The following is an 18,087-nucleotide window of genomic DNA, read 5'->3' on the forward strand; positions in this document are numbered from 1 at the left end:
GGGCGTAGCCGCACCCGGCATTGTTCAGGAACCAAACCTCAATGTCTTCATCCCGTCCGGTGTTCCGATCCCGCTGGCTGCCCTATCTTCTGGTCGCGCCGCAGCTGGTCATCACCGTCATTTTCTTTATCTGGCCCGCAGGCGAGGCGCTGTGGTACTCGGTACAAAGCGTCGATCCGTTTGGGCTTTCCAGCCATTTTGTCGGCCTGGATAATTTCACCACGCTGTTTCGCGACAGCTACTATCTGGACGCCTTCTGGACCACCATCAAGTTCAGCAGCCTCGTGACGTTCAGCGGGCTTCTGGTCTCGCTGTTTTTCGCCGCGCTGGTGGATTATGTCGTGCGCGGCAGACGCGTTTACCAGACGCTGATGCTGCTGCCGTACGCCGTCGCCCCGGCGGTGGCCGCCGTGCTGTGGATCTTCCTGTTTAACCCGGGACGCGGTCTGGTCACGCACTGGCTGGAAGGCATGGGCTACTACTGGAACCACGCGCAAAACAGCGGCCAGGCGATGTTCCTGGTGGTATTCGCGTCGGTGTGGAAGCAGATTAGCTATAACTTCCTGTTTTTCTTCGCCGCGCTGCAGTCGATCCCGCGTTCGCTGATGGAGGCCGCCGCGATTGACGGCGCCGGGCCGGTGCGCCGCTTCTTTACGATTTCGCTGCCGCTGATAGCGCCGGTGAGCTTTTTCCTGCTGGTGGTGAACCTGGTGTACGCCTTCTTCGATACCTTCCCGGTGATCGACGCCGCGACGGCGGGCGGCCCGGTACAGGCCACGACCACGCTTATCTACAAAATCTACCGTGAAGGGTTCGCCGGGCTGGATCTCTCCTCCTCCGCGGCGCAATCGGTGGTGCTGATGGCGTTGGTGATTGTGCTGACGGTGGTGCAGTTCCGCTATGTGGAAAGTAAGGTGCGTTATCAATGATTGAGAATCGTCGCGGGCTGACCTGGTTTAGCCACACTATGTTGATTCTGGGGATTGCGGTGATCCTGTTTCCGCTGTACGTCGCCTTTGTGGCGGCGACCCTGGATAACAAAGCCGTCTTCGAAACGCCGATGACGCTCATGCCAGGCGGGCATCTGCTGGAAAACATGACAACCATCTGGCTGCAGGGCGTGGGCGTGAACAGCGCGCCGTTCTGGCTGATGTTGCTCAACAGCTTCATCATGGCTTTTACCATCACGGTGGGCAAAATCGCCGTGTCGATGCTGTCGGCGTTCGCCATCGTCTGGTTTCGTTTTCCGCTGCGCAACCTGTTCTTCTGGATGATTTTTATCACCCTGATGCTGCCGGTCGAGGTGCGTATTTTCCCGACGGTGGAGGTCATCGCTAACCTGAGGCTGCTCGACAGCTATACCGGGTTGACGCTGCCGCTGATGGCCTCCGCCACGGCGACCTTCCTGTTCCGGCAGTTCTTTATGACCCTGCCGGATGAACTGATGGAGGCGGCGCGTATCGACGGCGCATCGCCGATGCGTTTTTTTCGCGATATCGTGCTGCCGCTGTCGAAAACCAACCTGGCGGCGCTGTTTGTTATCACCTTTATCTACGGCTGGAACCAGTATCTGTGGCCGCTGCTTATCGTGACCAATGTCGATTTAGGCACGGCGGTGGCGGGCATCAAAGGCATGATTGCCACTGGCGAAGGCACCACCCAATGGAACCAGGTGATGGCGGCGATGTTGCTCACGCTCATCCCGCCGGTCATGATTGTTTTAGCCATGCAGCGCGCGTTCGTGCGTGGTTTAGTGGACAGTGAGAAATAAGATGGCAGGTTTGAAATTACAGGCAGTAACCAAAAGCTGGGACGGCGGCAAAACGCAGGTGATCCAGCCGCTGACGGTGGACATCGCCGACGGCGAATTCATTGTGATGGTCGGGCCGTCCGGCTGCGGTAAATCGACGCTGCTGCGCATGGTGGCGGGTCTTGAGCGCGTCAGCAGCGGCGATATCTGGATTGATAATCAGCGCGTGACCGAGCTTGAGCCGAAAGAGCGCGGTATTGCGATGGTCTTTCAGAACTATGCGCTCTATCCCCATATGAGCGTGGAAGAAAACATGGCGTGGGGGTTAAAAATTCGCGGCATGGGCAAGGCGCATATCGCCGGGCGCGTGCAGGACGCGGCGCGGATCCTCGAACTTGAACACCTGCTTAAGCGTCGTCCGCGCGAGCTGTCCGGCGGCCAGCGCCAGCGCGTGGCGATGGGCCGCGCCATCGTACGCGACCCGGCGGTATTCCTGTTTGATGAGCCGCTGTCAAACCTCGACGCCAAGCTGCGCGTGCAGATGCGCCTTGAGCTGCAGCAGCTGCACCGTCGTCTGAACACCACCAGCCTGTACGTCACCCACGATCAGGTGGAGGCCATGACCCTCGCCCAGCGGGTGATGGTGATGAACAAGGGCATTGCCGAGCAGGTCGGCACGCCGGTGGAGGTGTATGAGAAGCCGGCCACCCGTTTTGTCGCCAGCTTCATCGGCAGTCCGGCCATGAACCTGCTTGATGGCAACATCAGCGCATCGGGCACCCATTTTGAGATCGATAGCGGAATGGCGCTGCCGCTGAACGGGCAATATCGCAGCTATGCCGGGCGCAAAATGACGCTGGGTATCCGCCCGGAGCATATTGCGCTAAGCTCGCAGGCGGACGGTGGCGTACCGATGGCGGTGGAGACGCTGGAAATTTTAGGGGCGGATAACCTGGCGCATGGCCGCTGGGGTTCACAGAAACTGGTGGTACGCTTACCGCATCAGCATCGCCCGCAGGCGGGCAGCACGCTGTGGCTGCACCTGCCGGGGAATCATCTGCACCTCTTTGAGGGTGAAACAGGACTACGACTATGAGCAACTGGCCTTATCCCCGTATCGTCGCCCATCGCGGCGGCGGCAAACGCGCGCCGGAAAATACCCTGGCGGCGATCGACGTGGGGGCGCATTACGGCCACACGATGATTGAGTTTGACGCCAAGCTGTCGAAGGACGGGCAGATTTTCCTGCTGCATGACGACAGCCTTGAGCGCACCAGCAACGGCTGGGGCATTGCCGGGGAGCTGGTGTGGGACGATTTGCTGAAGGTCGACGCCGGAAGCTGGTACAGCGGCGAGTTCAAAGGCGAACCGCTGCCGCTGCTTTCGCAGGTGGCCGGGCGCTGCCGCGAGCACGGCATGATGGCTAATATCGAAATCAAACCTACCACCGGCACAGGGCCGCTGACCGGCAAAATGATTGCGCTGGCTGCCCGTGAGCTGTGGCAGGGGATGACGGCGCCGCTGCTGTCGTCATTTGAAATCGACGCCCTTGAGGCGGCGCAGCAGGCTGTACCGGAGCTGCCGCGCGGTCTGCTGCTGGACGAATGGCGGGATGACTGGCGCGAACTCACCGCGCGGCTGGGCTGCGTGTCGATTCACCTGAACCACGCGCTGCTCGATGAGGCCCGGGTGCGTCTGCTGAAGGACGCGGGTCTGCATATTCTCGTCTATACCGTCAACGCGCCCCAGCGGGCGGCAGAGCTGCTGCGCTGGGGAGTCGACTGCATTTGTACTGATGCGATTGACGTCATCGGCCCGGATTTCCAGGCCTGATCCCTTCCGGCCGCCGCCCGGCGGCCGTCTAATTTTGCGGCAGCATGTGCTGCTGGCCGCTGGAGCCGCCGCCGTTGAGCATTCCGCCGTTGCTGTTAGGCAACATCTGCTGGCCCGGCTGCAGGTCAATCACCCGCTGCTGATTGTTGTTCAGCTGCGACTGCAGACGCTGCTGCTGCATCTGCGACTGGTTTTGCACCTGCTGATTCAGCATCCCTTGTTGTTGAATCTGCTGACTTTGCATCTGATTTTGCATCCGCTGCTGGCTGGGGATGATATATCCCGGCTGATTCGGATTGTTGGTCACGTTCAGCGGCTGCGCGAGGACGGTAAACGGCAGTAACGCCGCAAGCAGTAAAAGTCGTTTCATTTCCCTTTCCCCCTTGTGAGGTCTTCTTTAAGTTTACCCCGCTTTCACCCAGCACGATGATTTTTTAAGCGTTGTGAACCAGGATTAAGCGGGAGCATAACCCCTTTCACCTGGAGAATAACAATGATGAAACCAAGATTCTGGCGGTGGGTCGCCATTGCGGCATTAATGGCTGGCGGAACGTTCAGCGTGGCGGCCAACACGCCGCCGCCCGCAGCGCCACCGGTCTCCTACGGCGTTGAAGAGGACGTCTTTCACCCGGTTCGCGCCGCGCATGGGATGGTCGCTTCTGTCGATGCGATGGCGACCCAGGTTGGCGTCGATATCCTGAAGCAGGGCGGTAATGCGGTGGATGCCGCCGTGGCGGTTGGCTTCGCGCTGGCGGTGACCCACCCGCAGGCCGGAAACCTGGGCGGCGGCGGCTTTATGCTGCTGCGCACCAAAGACGGCAAAACCACGGCGATCGATTTTCGCGAAATGGCGCCGGCACAGGCCAGCCGCGATATGTTCCTCGACGCTCAGGGCAACCCTGACAGCAAAAAGTCGCTGACCTCGCATCTGGCCTCCGGGACGCCGGGGACGGTGGCCGGCTTCTCGCTGGCGCTGGAGAAATACGGCACGCTGCCGCTGAACAAGGTGATTCGCCCGGCGATGACGCTCGCCAAAGAGGGCTTTGTCGTGAACGATGCGCTGGCCGACGACCTGAAAATCTACGGCAGCGAGGTGATACCTCAACATGACAACAGCAAAGCCATCTTCTGGAAAAACGGCGAGCCGCTGAAAAAGGGCGACCGGCTGGTGCAGGCGAATCTGGCGAAAAGCCTGGAGCTTATCGCGGAAAACGGGCCCGACGCGTTCTATAAAGGGCCGATTGCCGATGAGATAGCCGCCGAGATGCAGAAAAACGGCGGGCTTATCACTAAAGAGGACCTGGCCGGTTATAAGGCAGTCGAGCGGACGCCCATCAGCGGTCAGTACCGCGGCTATGAGGTCTACTCCATGCCGCCGCCGTCCTCCGGTGGGATCCACATCGTGGAGATCCTCAATATTCTGGAAAACTTCGACATGAAGCAGTACGGCTTCGGCAGTGCGGACGCCATGCAGATCATGGCCGAGGCGGAAAAACATGCCTATGCCGATCGTTCTGAGTACCTGGGCGACCCGGATTTCGTCAAGGTGCCGTGGCAGGCGCTGACCAACAAGGCGTATGCAAAGGCGATAGCCGCGGAGATAGACCTCAACAAAGCGAAACCCTCAAACCAGATCCGTCCGGGAAAACTGGCGCCGTATGAGAGCAACCAGACCACCCATTTTTCCGTGGTGGATAAAGACGGCAATGCGGTGGCGGTCACCTACACGCTGAACACCACCTTCGGTACCGGCATCGTGGCGGGCAACAGCGGCATTCTGCTGAATAACGAGATGGACGACTTCTCGGCGAAGCCGGGGGTGCCGAACGTTTACGGACTTGTCGGCGGTGATGCTAACGCCGTGGGGCCGAAAAAGCGTCCGCTGTCGTCGATGTCGCCGACGATTGTGGTCAAGGACGGGAAAACCTGGCTGGTGACCGGCAGCCCTGGCGGCAGCCGTATCATCACCACCGTGCTGCAAATGGTGGTGAACACCATCGATTTTGGGATGAACGTAGCGGAAGCGACCAATGCGCCGCGCTTCCATCATCAGTGGCTGCCGGACGAGCTGCGCGTGGAGAAGGGCTTTAGCCCGGACACGGTAAAACTGCTCGAGCAGAAGGGGCAGAACGTGGTGGTGAAAGAGGCGATGGGCAGCACGCAAAGCATTATGGCAGGGCCGGACGGCATGCTGTACGGCGCGTCCGATCCGCGCTCGGTGGATGACTTAACGGCGGGGTATTGATTCCTGGCTGATTGCCGGACAGGCGTCCGCGCCGTCCGGCAAGTTCAGTTAATGCGGTTTCACCCGCGCCATGTAGTACGCGTCCACGTACTCACCGTCGCGCAGGGCAAACTGTTTGCCGGTGCCTTCGATTTCGAAACCGAACTTGCGATACAAAGCGATTCCGGTAGCGTTATCGGTAAACACCGTCAGTTCGATGCGCTCGATGCGCAGCCAGTTGTCGCAAAGATTAATCATTTCTCGCATCAGCGCGCTGCCCACGCCCTGATTTTGCACATCTGCCGCAATGCCAATACCAAAGGTTGCGACGTGGCTACGACGAGGGTTCTCCATGACATCCAGCACCAGATGCCCGACCACGTTGGAATCAATGCATGCGACTAGCTGCCGTCTTCCGGGCTTGCGCATGACCCTTTCATGCCACATGTCCATTGAAGGATGAGGAATTTGTAGCGTGGAGTGATACACATCGTGGTGAGCATTAATCTGACGTAAGGCATCTGCATCGCTGGCTTCGACGTGGCGTATCACTATGTCACTCATTCCTCATCTCCTTTTCGGTTAGTTGTCCCTTTTAACATCACCGAGAAGCGAAATGCCGTCAATACACATTTTTTGCAAAAAGTAGTAGACAGGTGCGAATGATAATGATTATTATTAACTCGCGTTCAGGGAGACCCTTGCGGAGAACCTGAAAGCACGACATTGCTCACATTGCTTCCAGTATTATTTTTATAGCCAGCCTCGCGCTGGCTTTTTTTTCAGCCTGGTTTACTTGCCATTTTGTCCCCGGGAAGTGCTCGCCATCCTCACGTACGCGGAGTACGCTCCGGTGGCTGTGCGCTTTCCGTGAACAAACTGGCTGCGCCACCGACGGCAGATATCAGCCCGCATTTGCGCTAAGGTATCTTCAGACCACTGAAAAAGGACTGAATCATGACTCTGCACTGCGCATTTATCGGGTTCGGTAAAAGTACCACCCGCTATCATCTTCCTTACGTTCTTAACCGCCGGGACCGCTGGCATGTGGCGCATATTTTCCGCCGTCACGCGAAGCCGGAGGAGCAGCATCCGCAGTACTCCCATATTCATTTCACCAGCGACCTGTACGAGGTGCTGGACGACCCGCAGGTCAAACTGGTCATCGTCTGCACCCACGCCGACAGCCATTTTGACTACGCCCGCCGCGCGCTGGAGGCGGGTAAAAACGTGCTGGTCGAGAAGCCGTTCACTCCGACGCTCACCGAGGCGAAAGTGCTGTTCGAGCTGGCGCAAAGCAAGGGTTTGACGGTCACGCCGTATCAAAACCGCCGCTTTGACTCCTGCTTCCTGACCGCCAAAAAAGCCATTGAGAGCGGTAAGCTTGGCGATATCGTCGAAATAGAGAGCCATTTTGACTACTACCGCCCGGTGGCGGAAAGCAAACCTGGCCTGCCGCAGGACGGCGCGTTCTACGGTCTTGGCGTGCATACCCTCGATCAAATCATCTCGCTGTTTGGCCGCCCGGACCACGTCGCCTATGACATCCGCAGCCTGCGCAACAGGGCGAATCCGGACGACACCTTCGAAGCGCAGCTGTTCTACGGCAATCTGAAGGCCATCGTCAAAACCAGCCACCTGGTGAAAATCGAGTACCCGAAATTTATCGTGCACGGGACCAAAGGCTCGTTTGTGAAATACGGTATCGACCAGCAGGAAACCAGCCTCAAGGCGAACATCATGCCGGGCGAGCCGGGGTTTGCGGTGGACGATTCCGTCGGCGTGCTTGAGTATGTGAATGTCGACGGGGTGAGCGTGCGCGAAGAGATGGTGCCGGAGACCGGCGACTATGGCCGGGTCTATGATGCGCTGTACGAGACGCTGGTTAACGGCGCGCCAAATTACGTCAAGGAATCTGACGTTCTCACCAATCTTGAGATCCTCCAGCGCGGTTTCGAACAGCCGTCTCCGGCGACGATAGGCCTGTCAAAGTAGTGCAGTAAGCTCCTCTGTTCTTATTCATATTTTTTGAACAGAGGAGTCAATTTTCACCCACTATCATCCTGAGCGGTTCGGGTCCACACTACATCCATCGAAACGAACACGGGGTGAACATCATGATCTACTTACGCAAAGCAAACGAACGCGGTCACGCGAACCACGGCTGGCTGGACTCCTGGCATACCTTCTCTTTCGCCAACTACTATGACCCGAACTTTATGGGGTTCTCGGCGCTGCGGGTGATCAACGATGACGTGATTGAGGCAGGCCAGGGTTTCGGCACCCACCCGCACAAGGACATGGAAATTCTGACCTATGTGCTGGAAGGCGCGGTAGAGCACCAGGACAGCATGGGCAACAAAGAGCAGGTGCCTGCGGGCGAGTTCCAGATTATGAGCGCCGGTACCGGTATTCGTCACTCTGAGTACAACCCGAGCGACACCGCGCGTCTGCACCTGTACCAGATTTGGATCATTCCGCAGGAAAACGGCATTACGCCGCGCTACGAGCAGCGCCGCTTCGACGCCGCCCAGGGCAAACAGCTGGTGCTCTCGCCGGATGCCCGCGACGGTTCGCTGAAGGTGTACCAGGATATGGAGCTGTACCGCTGGGCGCTGGCGAAAGACGAGCAGTCGGTGCATCAGATTGCCGCTGACCGCCGGGTGTGGATCCAGGTCGTGAAAGGCAACGTGTCCATCAACGGCACGAAAGCGACCACCAGCGATGGCCTGGCCATCTGGGACGATCAGGCGATTTCGGTGCACGCCGACAGCGACAGCGAAATTCTGCTGTTCGACCTGCCGCCGGTCTGATAATTCATAAATAAATACCCAACCTTCCTTTTTGACAGGGGAAGGTTGGGCTTTGTCCGTGATAAACTGAAAGAATGTCTCCCCGTTTATCACAGTCAGGACGATGAAAAAGAAAAGACCCGTACTTCAGGATGTGGCCGATCGCGTCGGCGTGACCAAAATGACGGTCAGCCGGTTTTTACGTAACCCGGAACAGGTTTCCGTGGCGTTGCGTGGCAAGATAGCCGCCGCTCTTGATGAACTGGGTTATATCCCCAACCGCGCGCCCGATATTCTCTCCAACGCCACCAGCCGCGCGATTGGCGTCCTGCTTCCCTCGCTCACCAACCAGGTGTTCGCAGAGGTGCTCAAGGGCATCGAAAGCGTCACCGATGCGTACGGCTATCAGGCGATGCTGGCCCACTACGGCTATAAGCCGGAAATGGAAGAGGATCGGCTGGAGTCGATGCTGTCGTGGAATATCGACGGGCTTATTCTGTCGGAACGTACCCATACCGCCCGCACCCGCAAAATGATTGAGGTGGCGGGAATTCCGGTGGTGGAGTTGATGGACAGCCGGTCGCCGTGCCTTGATATCGCCGTCGGCTTCGATAACTTTGAGGCGGCGCGACAGATGACCGCCGCCATTATCGCCCGCGGTCATCGTCATATCGCCTATCTTGGCGCGCGTCTTGACGAACGTACTATCATGAAACAGCAGGGCTATGAGCAGGCGATGCGCGACTCGGGTCTGGTGCCTTATAGCGTGATGGTGGAGCAGTCCTCTTCTTACTCATCGGGTATTGAACTGATGCGCCAGGCGCGGCGGGAGTATCCGCAACTTGACGGTATCTTTTGTACCAACGATGACCTGGCGGTCGGCGCGGCGTTCGAATGTCAGCGCCTGGGTTTGAGCATTCCGGGCGATATGGCGATCGCCGGTTTCCACGGCCACGATATCGGTCAGGTGATGGAGCCGCGGCTAGCCAGCGTGCTGACGCCGCGTGAGCGGATGGGGCGCATTGGCGCAGAACGCCTGCTGGCGCGCATCCGTGGCGAAACCGTTACGCCAAAAATGTTAGATTTAGGTTTCACCTTGTCACCAGGCGGATCTATTTAGTCTGACAAGTTTGAAGTAGATCACACATATTCATTTCACACGCGTTTGGATATTGCTTCTCTATAGCCCCGGCAGGACAATGTTACCGATAACTGTTACCCGTAACAATTGACTGAGGGGCCTGCTTTGAGCACGACAAACCACGATAACCACGTTTACGTCCTGATGGGCGTATCCGGCAGCGGGAAATCAGCCGTTGCCAGCGAAGTGGCGCATCAACTGAATGCCGCGTTTCTCGATGGCGACTTCCTTCACCCGCGCCGCAATATTGTCAAAATGTCCTCCGGCGAACCGCTGAATGACGACGATCGCAAGCCGTGGCTGCAGGCGCTGAACGATGCGGCTTTTGCTATGCAGCGTACGAATAAGGTGTCGCTTATCGTCTGTTCCGCGCTGAAAAAATCCTATCGCGACCTCCTGCGCGAAGGGAACCCCAACCTCTCTTTCATCTACATGAAAGGCGACTTCTCGGTGATTGAAAACCGTCTGAAGGCGCGTAAAGGCCATTTCTTCAAAACGCAGATGCTGGTGACCCAGTTTGAAACGCTGCAGGAGCCGGGCGCGGATGAGAAAGATGTGCTGATTGTCGATATCGATCAGCCGCTGGACGGCGTCGTCGCCAGCACCATTGCGCTGATCAACCAGGGCCGTAAAGAGTGAGTACATTAACGCTGGTTTTAACGGCAGTCGGCTCGGTGTTGCTGCTGCTGTTTTTAGTGATGAAGGCGCGTATGCACGCCTTCGTCGCTTTAATGGTGGTATCTATTGGCGCAGGACTCTTTTCCGGTATGCCGCTCGATAAGATTGCGGCAACCATGGAAAAAGGGATGGGCGGCACCCTGGGTTTTCTCGCGATCGTGGTCGCGCTGGGGGCGATGTTTGGCAAAATTCTTCATGAAACCGGCGCCGTCGACCAGATAGCGGTCAAAATGCTCAAATCCTTCGGCCACAGCCGGGCGCATTACGCCATTGGTCTGGCGGGGCTGATTTGCGCGCTGCCGCTGTTTTTCGAAGTGGCGATCGTGCTGCTGATTAGCGTGGCGTTCTCCATGGCGCGCCATACCGGCACGAACCTCGTGAAGCTGGTGATCCCGCTGTTTGCGGGTGTAGCCGCCGCCGCGGCGTTTCTGCTGCCGGGACCGGCGCCGATGCTGCTGGCGTCCCAGATGCACGCCGATTTCGGCTGGATGATCCTGATTGGTCTGTGCGCGGCGATTCCGGGCATGCTGATCGCCGGGCCGCTGTTCGGCAACTTTATCGGCCGCTACGTTGAGCTGCATATTCCTGACGACGTCACCGAGCCGCACCTTGGCGAAGGCAAAATGCCGTCCTTCGGCTTCAGCCTGGCGCTGATCCTGCTGCCGCTGGTGCTGGTGGGGCTGAAAACTATCGCCGCCCGCTTCGTGGCGCCGGGCTCTACTGCGTACGAGTGGTTCGAGTTTATCGGCCATCCGTTTACCGCCATTCTGGTGGCATGCCTGGTCGCGATTTACGGCCTGGCGATGCGTCAGGGCATGGCGAAAGATAAGGTCATGGAAATCTGCGGTCACGCGCTGCAGCCGGCGGGCATCATCCTGCTGGTGATCGGCGCAGGCGGCGTGTTCAAGCAGGTGCTGGTGGACTCCGGCGTCGGCCCGGCGCTGGGCGAAGCGTTGACCGGCATGGGGCTGCCGATTGCGATTACCTGCTTTGTCCTTGCCGCGGCGGTGCGCATTATTCAGGGCTCGGCGACAGTGGCCTGCCTGACGGCGGTGGGGCTGGTGATGCCGGTGATTGAGCAGCTGCACTTCAGCGGCGCGCAGCTGGCGGCGCTGTCGATTTGCATCGCGGGCGGCTCTATCGTGGTCAGCCACGTCAACGACGCGGGCTTCTGGCTGTACGGCAAATTCACCGGCGCGACCGAAGCGCAAACCCTGAAAACCTGGACGCTGATGGAAACCATTCTGGGCACCACCGGCGCGGTGGTCGGGATGATTGCCTTTACGCTGCTGAGCTAAGCGTTTTGCCCGGCGGCGGACTACCGCCGGGCCTGACTTATCCCTTCATCCACACCCGCACGCCGTCGAGGAACATCTGGGTCGCCATCATCACCAGAATCAGTCCCATCAGGCGCTCCAGCGCGTTCACCCCTTTCTCGCCCAGCAGGCGCAAGAACAGCGTCGACTGCAGTAAAATCACCACCGTACCGCCCCAGGCCAGCATCAGCGCGATGACCAGATGCCCCATCTGGTTCGGATACTGGTGCGACAGCAGCATCAGCGTCGCCAGCAGCGACGGCCCGGCGACCAGCGGGATCGCCAGCGGCACGATGAAGGGTTCGTCACCGGCGGGCAATCCGCTGCTGCTGCCCTCGGCGCCGGGAAAAATCATCTTTATGGCGATCAAAAATAAAATAATGCCTCCGGAGATGGAAACCGTCTCCGCGCTGAGGTTCAGAAACGCCAGAATCTTCTCTCCGGCGAAGAGGAAAATCAGCATTATCAGAAGTGCGATGAATAGCTCACGTATCATGATCGCCCTGCGGCGCCTGGGTTCCGTGTGTTTCAGCACCGACATAAAAATCGGTAAGTTTCCTAATGGATCCATAATCAGGATCAACAAAACGGCCGCGGAAAGGATTTCACTCATCACTCAATTTCCCTGATAATTGCCCGGATTTTTGCTATGCCTGGCGGGCATAACTGAAATATAAATAAGTTGCTTTACTTAATGATTACGCATCATTGATTATTTTCACTTGCGACTTTGGCTGCTTTTTGTAATGTGAGGGATATCCCAGTATCAATCTGAATAAATGGGTTCAGAACAAACAGCACACACCTCTGCAGGAAAACACGCTATGAAAAATGTTGGTTTTATCGGTTGGCGCGGTATGGTCGGCTCCGTACTCATGCAACGCATGGTAGAAGAGCGCGACTTCGACGCTATCCGCCCGGTCTTCTTTTCCACGTCTCAACATGGTCAGGCTGCGCCTGCGTTTGGCACAACCACCGGTGGAACGCTTCAGGATGCTTTCGATCTTGACGCGCTGAAGGCGCTCGACATTATTGTCACCTGCCAGGGCGGCGATTATACCAACGAAATTTATCCAAAGCTGCGTGAAAGCGGATGGCAGGGGTACTGGATTGACGCGGCCTCCTCGCTGCGCATGAAAGATGACGCCATCATTATTCTTGACCCGGTCAACCAGCACGTCATCACCGACGGCTTAAACAGCGGCGTCAAAACCTTCGTGGGCGGCAACTGCACCGTCAGCCTGATGCTGATGTCCCTCGGCGGCCTGTTTGCCCATGACCTGGTGGAGTGGGTTTCGGTCGCCACCTATCAGGCGGCATCCGGCGGCGGCGCGCGCCACATGCGCGAGCTGCTGAGCCAGATGGGCCAGCTACAGCATCACGTGGCGGACGAGCTGGCGAACCCGGCCTCGGCGATTCTGGATATTGAGCGCAAAGTGACCCAGCTTACCCGCAGCGGCGCTCTGCCGACCGATAACTTCGGCGTACCGCTGGCCGGTAGCCTGATTCCGTGGATCGACAAGCAGCTCGACAACGGCCAGAGCCGCGAAGAGTGGAAGGGCCAGGCGGAAACCAACAAAATTCTCGCCACCCGGAAAACCATCCCGGTGGATGGCCTGTGCGTTCGCATCGGCGCGCTGCGCTGCCACAGCCAGGCGTTTACCATCAAACTGAAAAAAGATGTGTCGATTCCGACGGTGGAAGAGCTGCTGGCGGCGCACAACCCGTGGGCGAAAGTGGTGCCTAACGATCGCGAAATCACCATGCGCGAGCTGACCCCGGCCGCGGTGACCGGCACCCTGACGACGCCGGTAGGCCGTCTGCGTAAGCTGAATATGGGGCCGGAGTATCTCTCCGCCTTTACGGTCGGCGACCAGCTGCTGTGGGGCGCCGCCGAGCCGCTGCGCCGCATACTGCGGCAGCTCGCGTAAAAGAAAACTGTAAAAAGGGGTGCGCTGTCACCCCTTTTTTATGTCTGCAACTTTATACGTAGTACAAGGAGTAAATACGTATGCCTAAATTTTTACCAGGAGTCAGATAGCGTCTTGGCTATGCTTTAAGGGAGCGTTTTCCCTGAAGGTGGGATGGTGCAAAAGCAACGTAATGTATTGCACCGTCAGGTCAAAAAAAATGTCGCCGTAGGAACAGGAATGTGGCGACACATAAAACAGGATGATGAACATGTCCGATCGTATCGATAGAGACGTGATTAATGCCCTTATTGCCGGCCACTTTGCGGACCCATTTTCCGTGCTTGGCATGCATAGTACCGACGCAGGACTGGAAGTCCGCGCACTCTTACCTGACGCCACCGACGTGTGGGTCATTGAGCCGAAAACCGGGCGTAAAGTGGGCAAGCTGGAGTGCCTCGATTCGCGTGGTTTCTTTTGCGGCGTGCTGCCGCGTCGTAAAAACCCTTTCCGCTACCAGCTGGCCGTCATGTGGCATGGCCAGCAGAACCTGATTGACGATCCGTATCGCTTTGGCCCGCTGCTGCAGGAGATGGACGCCTGGCTGCTGTCGGAAGGTACGCACCTGCGGCCGTACGAAACGCTGGGGGCGCACGCGGATACCATGGATGGCGTGACCGGCACCCGCTTCTCCGTCTGGGCGCCAAACGCCCGTCGCGTCTCCGTGGTGGGTCAGTTCAACTACTGGGACGGCCGTCGTCATCCGATGCGCCTGCGCGCGGAGTCCGGCATCTGGGAGCTGTTTATCCCCGGCGCGCAGCACGGCCAGCTGTATAAGTTCGAAATGATTGATGCGCACGGCAAGCTGCGCATCAAGGCCGACCCGTACGCCTTTGAAGCGCAGATGCGCCCGGAAACCGCCTCGCTTATCTGCGGACTGCCGGAGAAGGTCGAGCAGCCGGAGTCGCGCCGCAGGGCCAACCAGTTCGACGCGCCGATTTCCATTTACGAGGTGCATCTCGGCTCCTGGCGCCGCCATACCGACAACAACTTCTGGCTGAGCTACCGCGAGCTGGCGGATCAGCTGGTGCCCTACGCGAAGTGGATGGGCTTCACCCATCTCGAGCTGATGCCGGTTAACGAGCATCCGTTCGACGGCAGCTGGGGCTATCAGCCTACCGGGCTGTATGCGCCGACGCGCCGTTTCGGCACCCGCGACGACTTCCGTTACTTCATCAACGCCGCGCACGCCGCCGGGCTTAACGTCATTCTTGACTGGGTGCCGGGGCATTTCCCCTCCGATGATTTTGGCCTGGCGCGCTTTGACGGCACCGAGCTGTACGAGCACAGCGACCCGCGCGAAGGCTATCACCAGGACTGGAATACGCTTATCTATAACTACGGTCGCCGCGAAGTCGCCAACTATCTGGTGGGCAACGCGCTGTACTGGATCGAACGCTTCGGCATCGACGCCCTGCGCGTGGACGCGGTGGCGTCGATGATCTACCGCGACTACAGCCGCAAAGAGGGCGAGTGGATCCCGAACGAGCACGGCGGGCGTGAAAATCTGGAAGCTATTGAGTTCCTGCGCAGCACCAACCGCATTCTTGGCGAGCAGGTGCCGGGCGCGGTGAGCATGGCGGAAGAGTCGACCGATTTTGCCGGCGTCTCGCGCCCGGCGTCGATGGGCGGCCTCGGCTTCTGGTTCAAGTGGAACCTTGGCTGGATGCACGACACGCTCGACTACATGAAGCTCGATCCGGTGCACCGTCAGTATCACCACGACAAGCTCACCTTCGGCATGCTCTACAACTACACCGAGAACTTCATCCTGCCGCTGTCGCACGACGAAGTGGTGCACGGTAAGAAATCGATTCTCGACCGGATGCCGGGCGATGCGTGGCAGAAGTTCGCCAACCTGCGCGCCTACTACGGCTGGATGTTCGCCTTCCCGGGTAAAAAGCTGCTGTTTATGGGCAACGAATTCGCCCAGGGACGCGAGTGGAATCATGACAGCAGCCTTGACTGGCATCTGCTGGAGGGCGGGGATAACTGGCACCACGGCGTACAGCGCCTGGTGCGCGACCTCAACCACACCTACCGTCACCATAAAGCGCTGCACGAGCTGGATTTCGAGTCGTACGGCTTTGAGTGGCTGGTGGTCGACGATAACGAGCGTTCGGTGCTGGCGTTCGTGCGCCGCGACCGCCAGGGCAACGAAATCATCGTCATCAGCAACTTTACGCCGGTGCCGCGTCACCATTACCGCTTCGGTATTAACCAGCCGGGCCGCTGGCGCGAAGAGATGAACACCGATTCGACGCACTACCACGGCAGCAACGCCGGTAACGGCGGCGCAGTGCAGAGCGATGAGATAGCGAGCCACGGCCGCCAGCATTCGCTGTCGCTGACGCTGCCGCCGCTGTCCACCCTGTGGCTGGTGCGGGAGGGGGAATGAAAAAACTCACGGCGGGAACACCTGCGCCTCTGGGCGCGCGTTATGACGGCAACGGCGTGAACTTCACGCTGTTTTCCGCCCACGCGCAGCGGGTGGAACTCTGTGTGTTTGACCAGGACGGCAATGAGCATCGCGAGGACTTGCCGTCACGGACCGGCAACGTCTGGCACGGCTACCTGCCGGCGGCGCGCCCCGGTTTGCGCTACGGCTTTCGCGTTCACGGACCGTGGGAGCCTGCGCAGGGGCACCGCTTTAACCCGGCGAAGCTGCTGCTCGACCCGTGCGCCTGTCGCGTATCGGGGGAGCTCAAGGATGAGCCGCGCCTGCACGGCGGTTTCGATGAGCCTGACCACCGCGACAGCGCCCCCGTGGCGCCGAAGTCGGTGGTGGTGGATCTGCACTACGACTGGGGCGGCGATACCGCGCCCCGTACACCGTGGGGCAACACGGTTATCTACGAAGCGCACGTGAAGGGGCTGACCTTTCAGCATCCCGCTATTCCTCAGGAGATACGCGGCACCTATAAGGCGCTTGCGCATCCGCAGATGCTCAGCTACTTCAAACAGCTGGGCATTACCGCGCTGGAGCTGATGCCGGTCGCCCATTTTGTCAGCGAGGCGCGCCTGCAGCGCCTCGGGTTGTCCAACTACTGGGGCTATAACCCGCTGGCGATATTTGCGCTCGATCCCCGCTATGCGACGGCGGCGGCATCCGCGCTGAGCGAGTTTCGCGATGCGGTTAAGGCGCTGCACAAGGCGGGGATCGAGGTGATCCTCGACGTGGTGCTGAACCACAGCGCGGAGATCGATCTGGAAGGGCCGACCTTCTCCCTGCGTGGAATTGATAACCGTAGCTATTATTGGATAAGGGAAGACGGCGATTACCATAACTGGACCGGCTGCGGCAACACCCTCAACCTGAGTGCGCCTGACGTGGTGGAGTACGCCCGCCAGTGCCTGCGTTTTTGGGTGGATGAATGCCATGTCGATGGTTTTCGCTTCGATCTGGCCTCGGTGATGGGGCGCACGCCGGAATTTCGCCAGGATGCGCCGCTGTTTGAGGCTATCCGGCGCGATCCGGTGCTGTCGGCGGTCAAGCTGATTGCCGAACCCTGGGATATCGGCCCGGGCGGCTACCAGGTCGGCAACTTTCCGCCGCTGTTCGCCGAGTGGAACGACCATTTTCGCGACAGCATGCGGCGCTTCTGGTTGCAGCAGTCGCTTTCGCTTGGCGATTTTGCTCAACGCTTTGCCGCCTCAAGCGATCTGTTTCAACGCAACGGGAGACCGCCTTCGGCGTCCATCAATCTGATCACGGCGCACGACGGTTTTACCCTGCGCGACTGCGTTTGTTTCAATCAGAAACATAATGAGGCAAACGGAGAGGAGAACCGCGACGGTACTAACAATAACCATAGTAATAACCATGGTATAGAAGGATTAGGCGGTCGTCTTGATGTGATAGAGCGGCGGCGGGCCAGCCTTCATGCGCTGATAGCGACGCTGCTGCTTTCGCAAGGGACGCCGATGCTATTGGCCGGTGATGAGCATGGGCACAGCCAGCATGGCAACAACAATGCCTACTGTCAGGACAACGCCTTAACCTGGCTTGACTGGGAACAGGCGAATGCCGGGCTCACTACGTTTACCGCGGCGTTGATCCACCTGCGCCAGAAGATCCCGGCGCTGACCGGCGATCGCTGGTGGCAGGAGGGCGACGGCAGCGTTTGTTGGCTCAATAAGGATGCGCAACCTCTGAGCGCAGAGGAGTGGCAGCACGGCGTTCCGCGCATGCAGATCCTGCTTGCGCAGCGTTGGCTTATCACCCTCAACGCCTCTGCGGAGGTTGCAGAAATTGTGTTACCCACTGGGAACTGGCGCGCCATTCCCCCGTTCGCCGGAGAGGACAATCCGGTCATTATGGCTGTCTGGCATGGACCCGCGCACGGAGTGTGTGTCTTTGAAAGGTCAATGTTCTGAAGAGTA

General features: G+C 58.9%; 16 protein-coding genes. 13 read left to right on the top strand and 3 right to left on the bottom strand.

What is annotated here, in order from left to right; genetic code table 11:
• Positions 1 to 41 precede the first annotated feature (41 nt).
• The 4 genes from ugpA to ugpQ are packed head-to-tail and all read left to right on the top strand — an operon-like array spanning position 42 to position 3,583.
• Positions 42 to 929: a sn-glycerol-3-phosphate ABC transporter permease UgpA gene (gene ugpA, locus ENTCL_RS01475; protein WP_013364351.1), complete on the top strand. Its 888-nt coding sequence runs from the start codon at positions 42 to 44 to the stop codon at positions 927 to 929.
• Positions 926 to 1,771: a sn-glycerol-3-phosphate ABC transporter permease UgpE gene (gene ugpE / locus ENTCL_RS01480; protein WP_013364352.1), complete on the top strand. Its 846-nt coding sequence runs from the start codon at positions 926 to 928 to the stop codon at positions 1,769 to 1,771. The genes ugpA and ugpE overlap by 4 nt, the downstream gene beginning before the upstream one ends.
• A 1-nt stretch (position 1,772) precedes the next feature.
• Positions 1,773 to 2,846 (top strand): sn-glycerol-3-phosphate import ATP-binding protein UgpC, encoded by a 1,074-nt coding sequence (locus ENTCL_RS01485; RefSeq protein ID WP_013364353.1) that lies wholly within the window; start codon positions 1,773 to 1,775, stop codon positions 2,844 to 2,846.
• Complete coding sequence (gene ugpQ, locus ENTCL_RS01490; protein ID WP_013364354.1) at positions 2,843 to 3,583, top strand: glycerophosphodiester phosphodiesterase; 741 nt, start codon at positions 2,843 to 2,845, stop codon at positions 3,581 to 3,583. The genes ENTCL_RS01485 and ugpQ overlap by 4 nt, the downstream gene beginning before the upstream one ends.
• Positions 3,584 to 3,611: 28 nt before the next feature.
• Here the strand turns inward: ugpQ and ENTCL_RS01495 are convergent, their stop codons facing one another.
• A complete protein-coding gene (locus ENTCL_RS01495; protein ID WP_013364355.1) occupies positions 3,612 to 3,953 on the bottom strand; it encodes a DUF2756 family protein in 342 nt (113 codons plus the stop codon).
• A gap of 123 nt (positions 3,954 to 4,076) precedes the next feature.
• Between ENTCL_RS01495 and ggt the strand changes: the two genes are divergently transcribed.
• Positions 4,077 to 5,828 (top strand): gamma-glutamyltransferase, encoded by a 1,752-nt coding sequence (gene ggt, locus ENTCL_RS01500; protein WP_013364356.1) that lies wholly within the window; start codon positions 4,077 to 4,079, stop codon positions 5,826 to 5,828.
• A 48-nt stretch (positions 5,829 to 5,876) separates the two neighbouring features.
• Here ggt and yhhY read toward each other — a convergent pair whose 3' ends face one another.
• Entirely contained in the window at positions 5,877 to 6,371 is a 495-nt protein-coding gene (gene yhhY / locus ENTCL_RS01505; protein WP_013364357.1) for an N-acetyltransferase, read from the bottom strand.
• A gap of 393 nt (positions 6,372 to 6,764) precedes the next feature.
• Between yhhY and ENTCL_RS01510 the strand changes: the two genes are divergently transcribed.
• The 5 genes from ENTCL_RS01510 (at position 6,765) to gntU (ending at position 11,716) form a co-directional block, all read left to right on the top strand.
• Positions 6,765 to 7,802, top strand: coding sequence for an oxidoreductase (locus ENTCL_RS01510; RefSeq protein WP_013364358.1), 1,038 nt, complete (start codon positions 6,765 to 6,767; stop codon positions 7,800 to 7,802).
• Between the two features lie 122 nt (positions 7,803 to 7,924).
• Positions 7,925 to 8,620, top strand: a complete 696-nt coding sequence (locus ENTCL_RS01515) for a pirin family protein (RefSeq protein WP_013364359.1) — start codon at positions 7,925 to 7,927, stop codon at positions 8,618 to 8,620.
• Positions 8,621 to 8,723: 103 nt separating this feature from the next.
• On the top strand, positions 8,724 to 9,719 hold the full coding sequence (gene gntR / locus ENTCL_RS01520; RefSeq protein ID WP_013364360.1) for a gluconate operon transcriptional repressor GntR: 996 nt from the start codon (positions 8,724 to 8,726) through the stop codon (positions 9,717 to 9,719).
• 126 nt (positions 9,720 to 9,845) lie between these two features.
• Entirely contained in the window at positions 9,846 to 10,379 is a 534-nt protein-coding gene (gene gntK / locus ENTCL_RS01525) for a gluconokinase (protein WP_013364361.1), read from the top strand.
• Entirely contained in the window at positions 10,376 to 11,716 is a 1,341-nt protein-coding gene (gntU, locus tag ENTCL_RS01530; protein WP_013364362.1) for a gluconate transporter, read from the top strand. The genes gntK and gntU overlap by 4 nt, the downstream gene beginning before the upstream one ends.
• Before the next feature lie 37 nt (positions 11,717 to 11,753).
• On the opposite strand, the gene ENTCL_RS01535 is transcribed toward gntU, so the two are convergent.
• Entirely contained in the window at positions 11,754 to 12,347 is a 594-nt protein-coding gene (locus ENTCL_RS01535) for a YhgN family NAAT transporter (RefSeq protein WP_013364363.1), read from the bottom strand.
• A gap of 211 nt (positions 12,348 to 12,558) precedes the next feature.
• Here ENTCL_RS01535 and asd point away from each other — a divergent pair, with 211 nt between their 5' ends.
• The 3 genes from asd (at position 12,559) to glgX (ending at position 18,081) form a co-directional block, all read left to right on the top strand.
• The gene (asd, locus tag ENTCL_RS01540) at positions 12,559 to 13,665 is read left to right on the top strand and encodes an aspartate-semialdehyde dehydrogenase (protein WP_013364364.1); all 1,107 of its coding nucleotides are present in this window, start codon (positions 12,559 to 12,561) and stop codon (positions 13,663 to 13,665) included.
• Positions 13,666 to 13,915: 250 nt separating this feature from the next.
• Positions 13,916 to 16,102, top strand: coding sequence for a 1,4-alpha-glucan branching enzyme (gene glgB / locus ENTCL_RS01545; RefSeq protein ID WP_013364365.1), 2,187 nt, complete (start codon positions 13,916 to 13,918; stop codon positions 16,100 to 16,102).
• A complete protein-coding gene (glgX, locus tag ENTCL_RS01550; protein ID WP_013364366.1) occupies positions 16,099 to 18,081 on the top strand; it encodes a glycogen debranching protein GlgX in 1,983 nt (660 codons plus the stop codon). Before glgB ends, glgX begins: the two co-directional genes overlap by 4 nt.
• The last annotated feature ends 6 nt before the right edge of the window (positions 18,082 to 18,087 follow it).

Source organism: [Enterobacter] lignolyticus SCF1 (genome assembly GCF_000164865.1).
GTDB classification, from domain to species: Bacteria; Pseudomonadota; Gammaproteobacteria; order Enterobacterales; family Enterobacteriaceae; genus Enterobacter_B; species Enterobacter_B lignolyticus.

Bases quoted from the DNA above. Each gene is read 5' to 3' on its own strand.
- ugpQ (WP_013364354.1), top strand. From the start codon at position 2,843: ATGAGCAACTGGCCTTATCCCCGTATCGTCGCCCATCGCGGCGGCGGC.
- ggt (WP_013364356.1), top strand. From the start codon at position 4,077: ATGATGAAACCAAGATTCTGGCGGTGGGTCGCCATTGCGGCATTAATG.
- glgX (WP_013364366.1), top strand. From the start codon at position 16,099: ATGAAAAAACTCACGGCGGGAACACCTGCGCCTCTGGGCGCGCGTTAT.
- ugpA (WP_013364351.1), top strand. From the start codon at position 42: ATGTCTTCATCCCGTCCGGTGTTCCGATCCCGCTGGCTGCCCTATCTT.
- ugpE (WP_013364352.1), top strand. From the start codon at position 926: ATGATTGAGAATCGTCGCGGGCTGACCTGGTTTAGCCACACTATGTTG.
- asd (WP_013364364.1), top strand. From the start codon at position 12,559: ATGAAAAATGTTGGTTTTATCGGTTGGCGCGGTATGGTCGGCTCCGTA.
- ENTCL_RS01485 (WP_013364353.1), top strand. From the start codon at position 1,773: ATGGCAGGTTTGAAATTACAGGCAGTAACCAAAAGCTGGGACGGCGGC.
- gntR (WP_013364360.1), top strand. From the start codon at position 8,724: ATGAAAAAGAAAAGACCCGTACTTCAGGATGTGGCCGATCGCGTCGGC.
- yhhY (WP_013364357.1), bottom strand. From the start codon at position 6,371: ATGAGTGACATAGTGATACGCCACGTCGAAGCCAGCGATGCAGATGCC.
- ENTCL_RS01515 (WP_013364359.1), top strand. From the start codon at position 7,925: ATGATCTACTTACGCAAAGCAAACGAACGCGGTCACGCGAACCACGGC.
- ENTCL_RS01535 (WP_013364363.1), bottom strand. From the start codon at position 12,347: ATGAGTGAAATCCTTTCCGCGGCCGTTTTGTTGATCCTGATTATGGAT.
- glgB (WP_013364365.1), top strand. From the start codon at position 13,916: ATGTCCGATCGTATCGATAGAGACGTGATTAATGCCCTTATTGCCGGC.
- ENTCL_RS01510 (WP_013364358.1), top strand. From the start codon at position 6,765: ATGACTCTGCACTGCGCATTTATCGGGTTCGGTAAAAGTACCACCCGC.
- ENTCL_RS01495 (WP_013364355.1), bottom strand. From the start codon at position 3,953: ATGAAACGACTTTTACTGCTTGCGGCGTTACTGCCGTTTACCGTCCTC.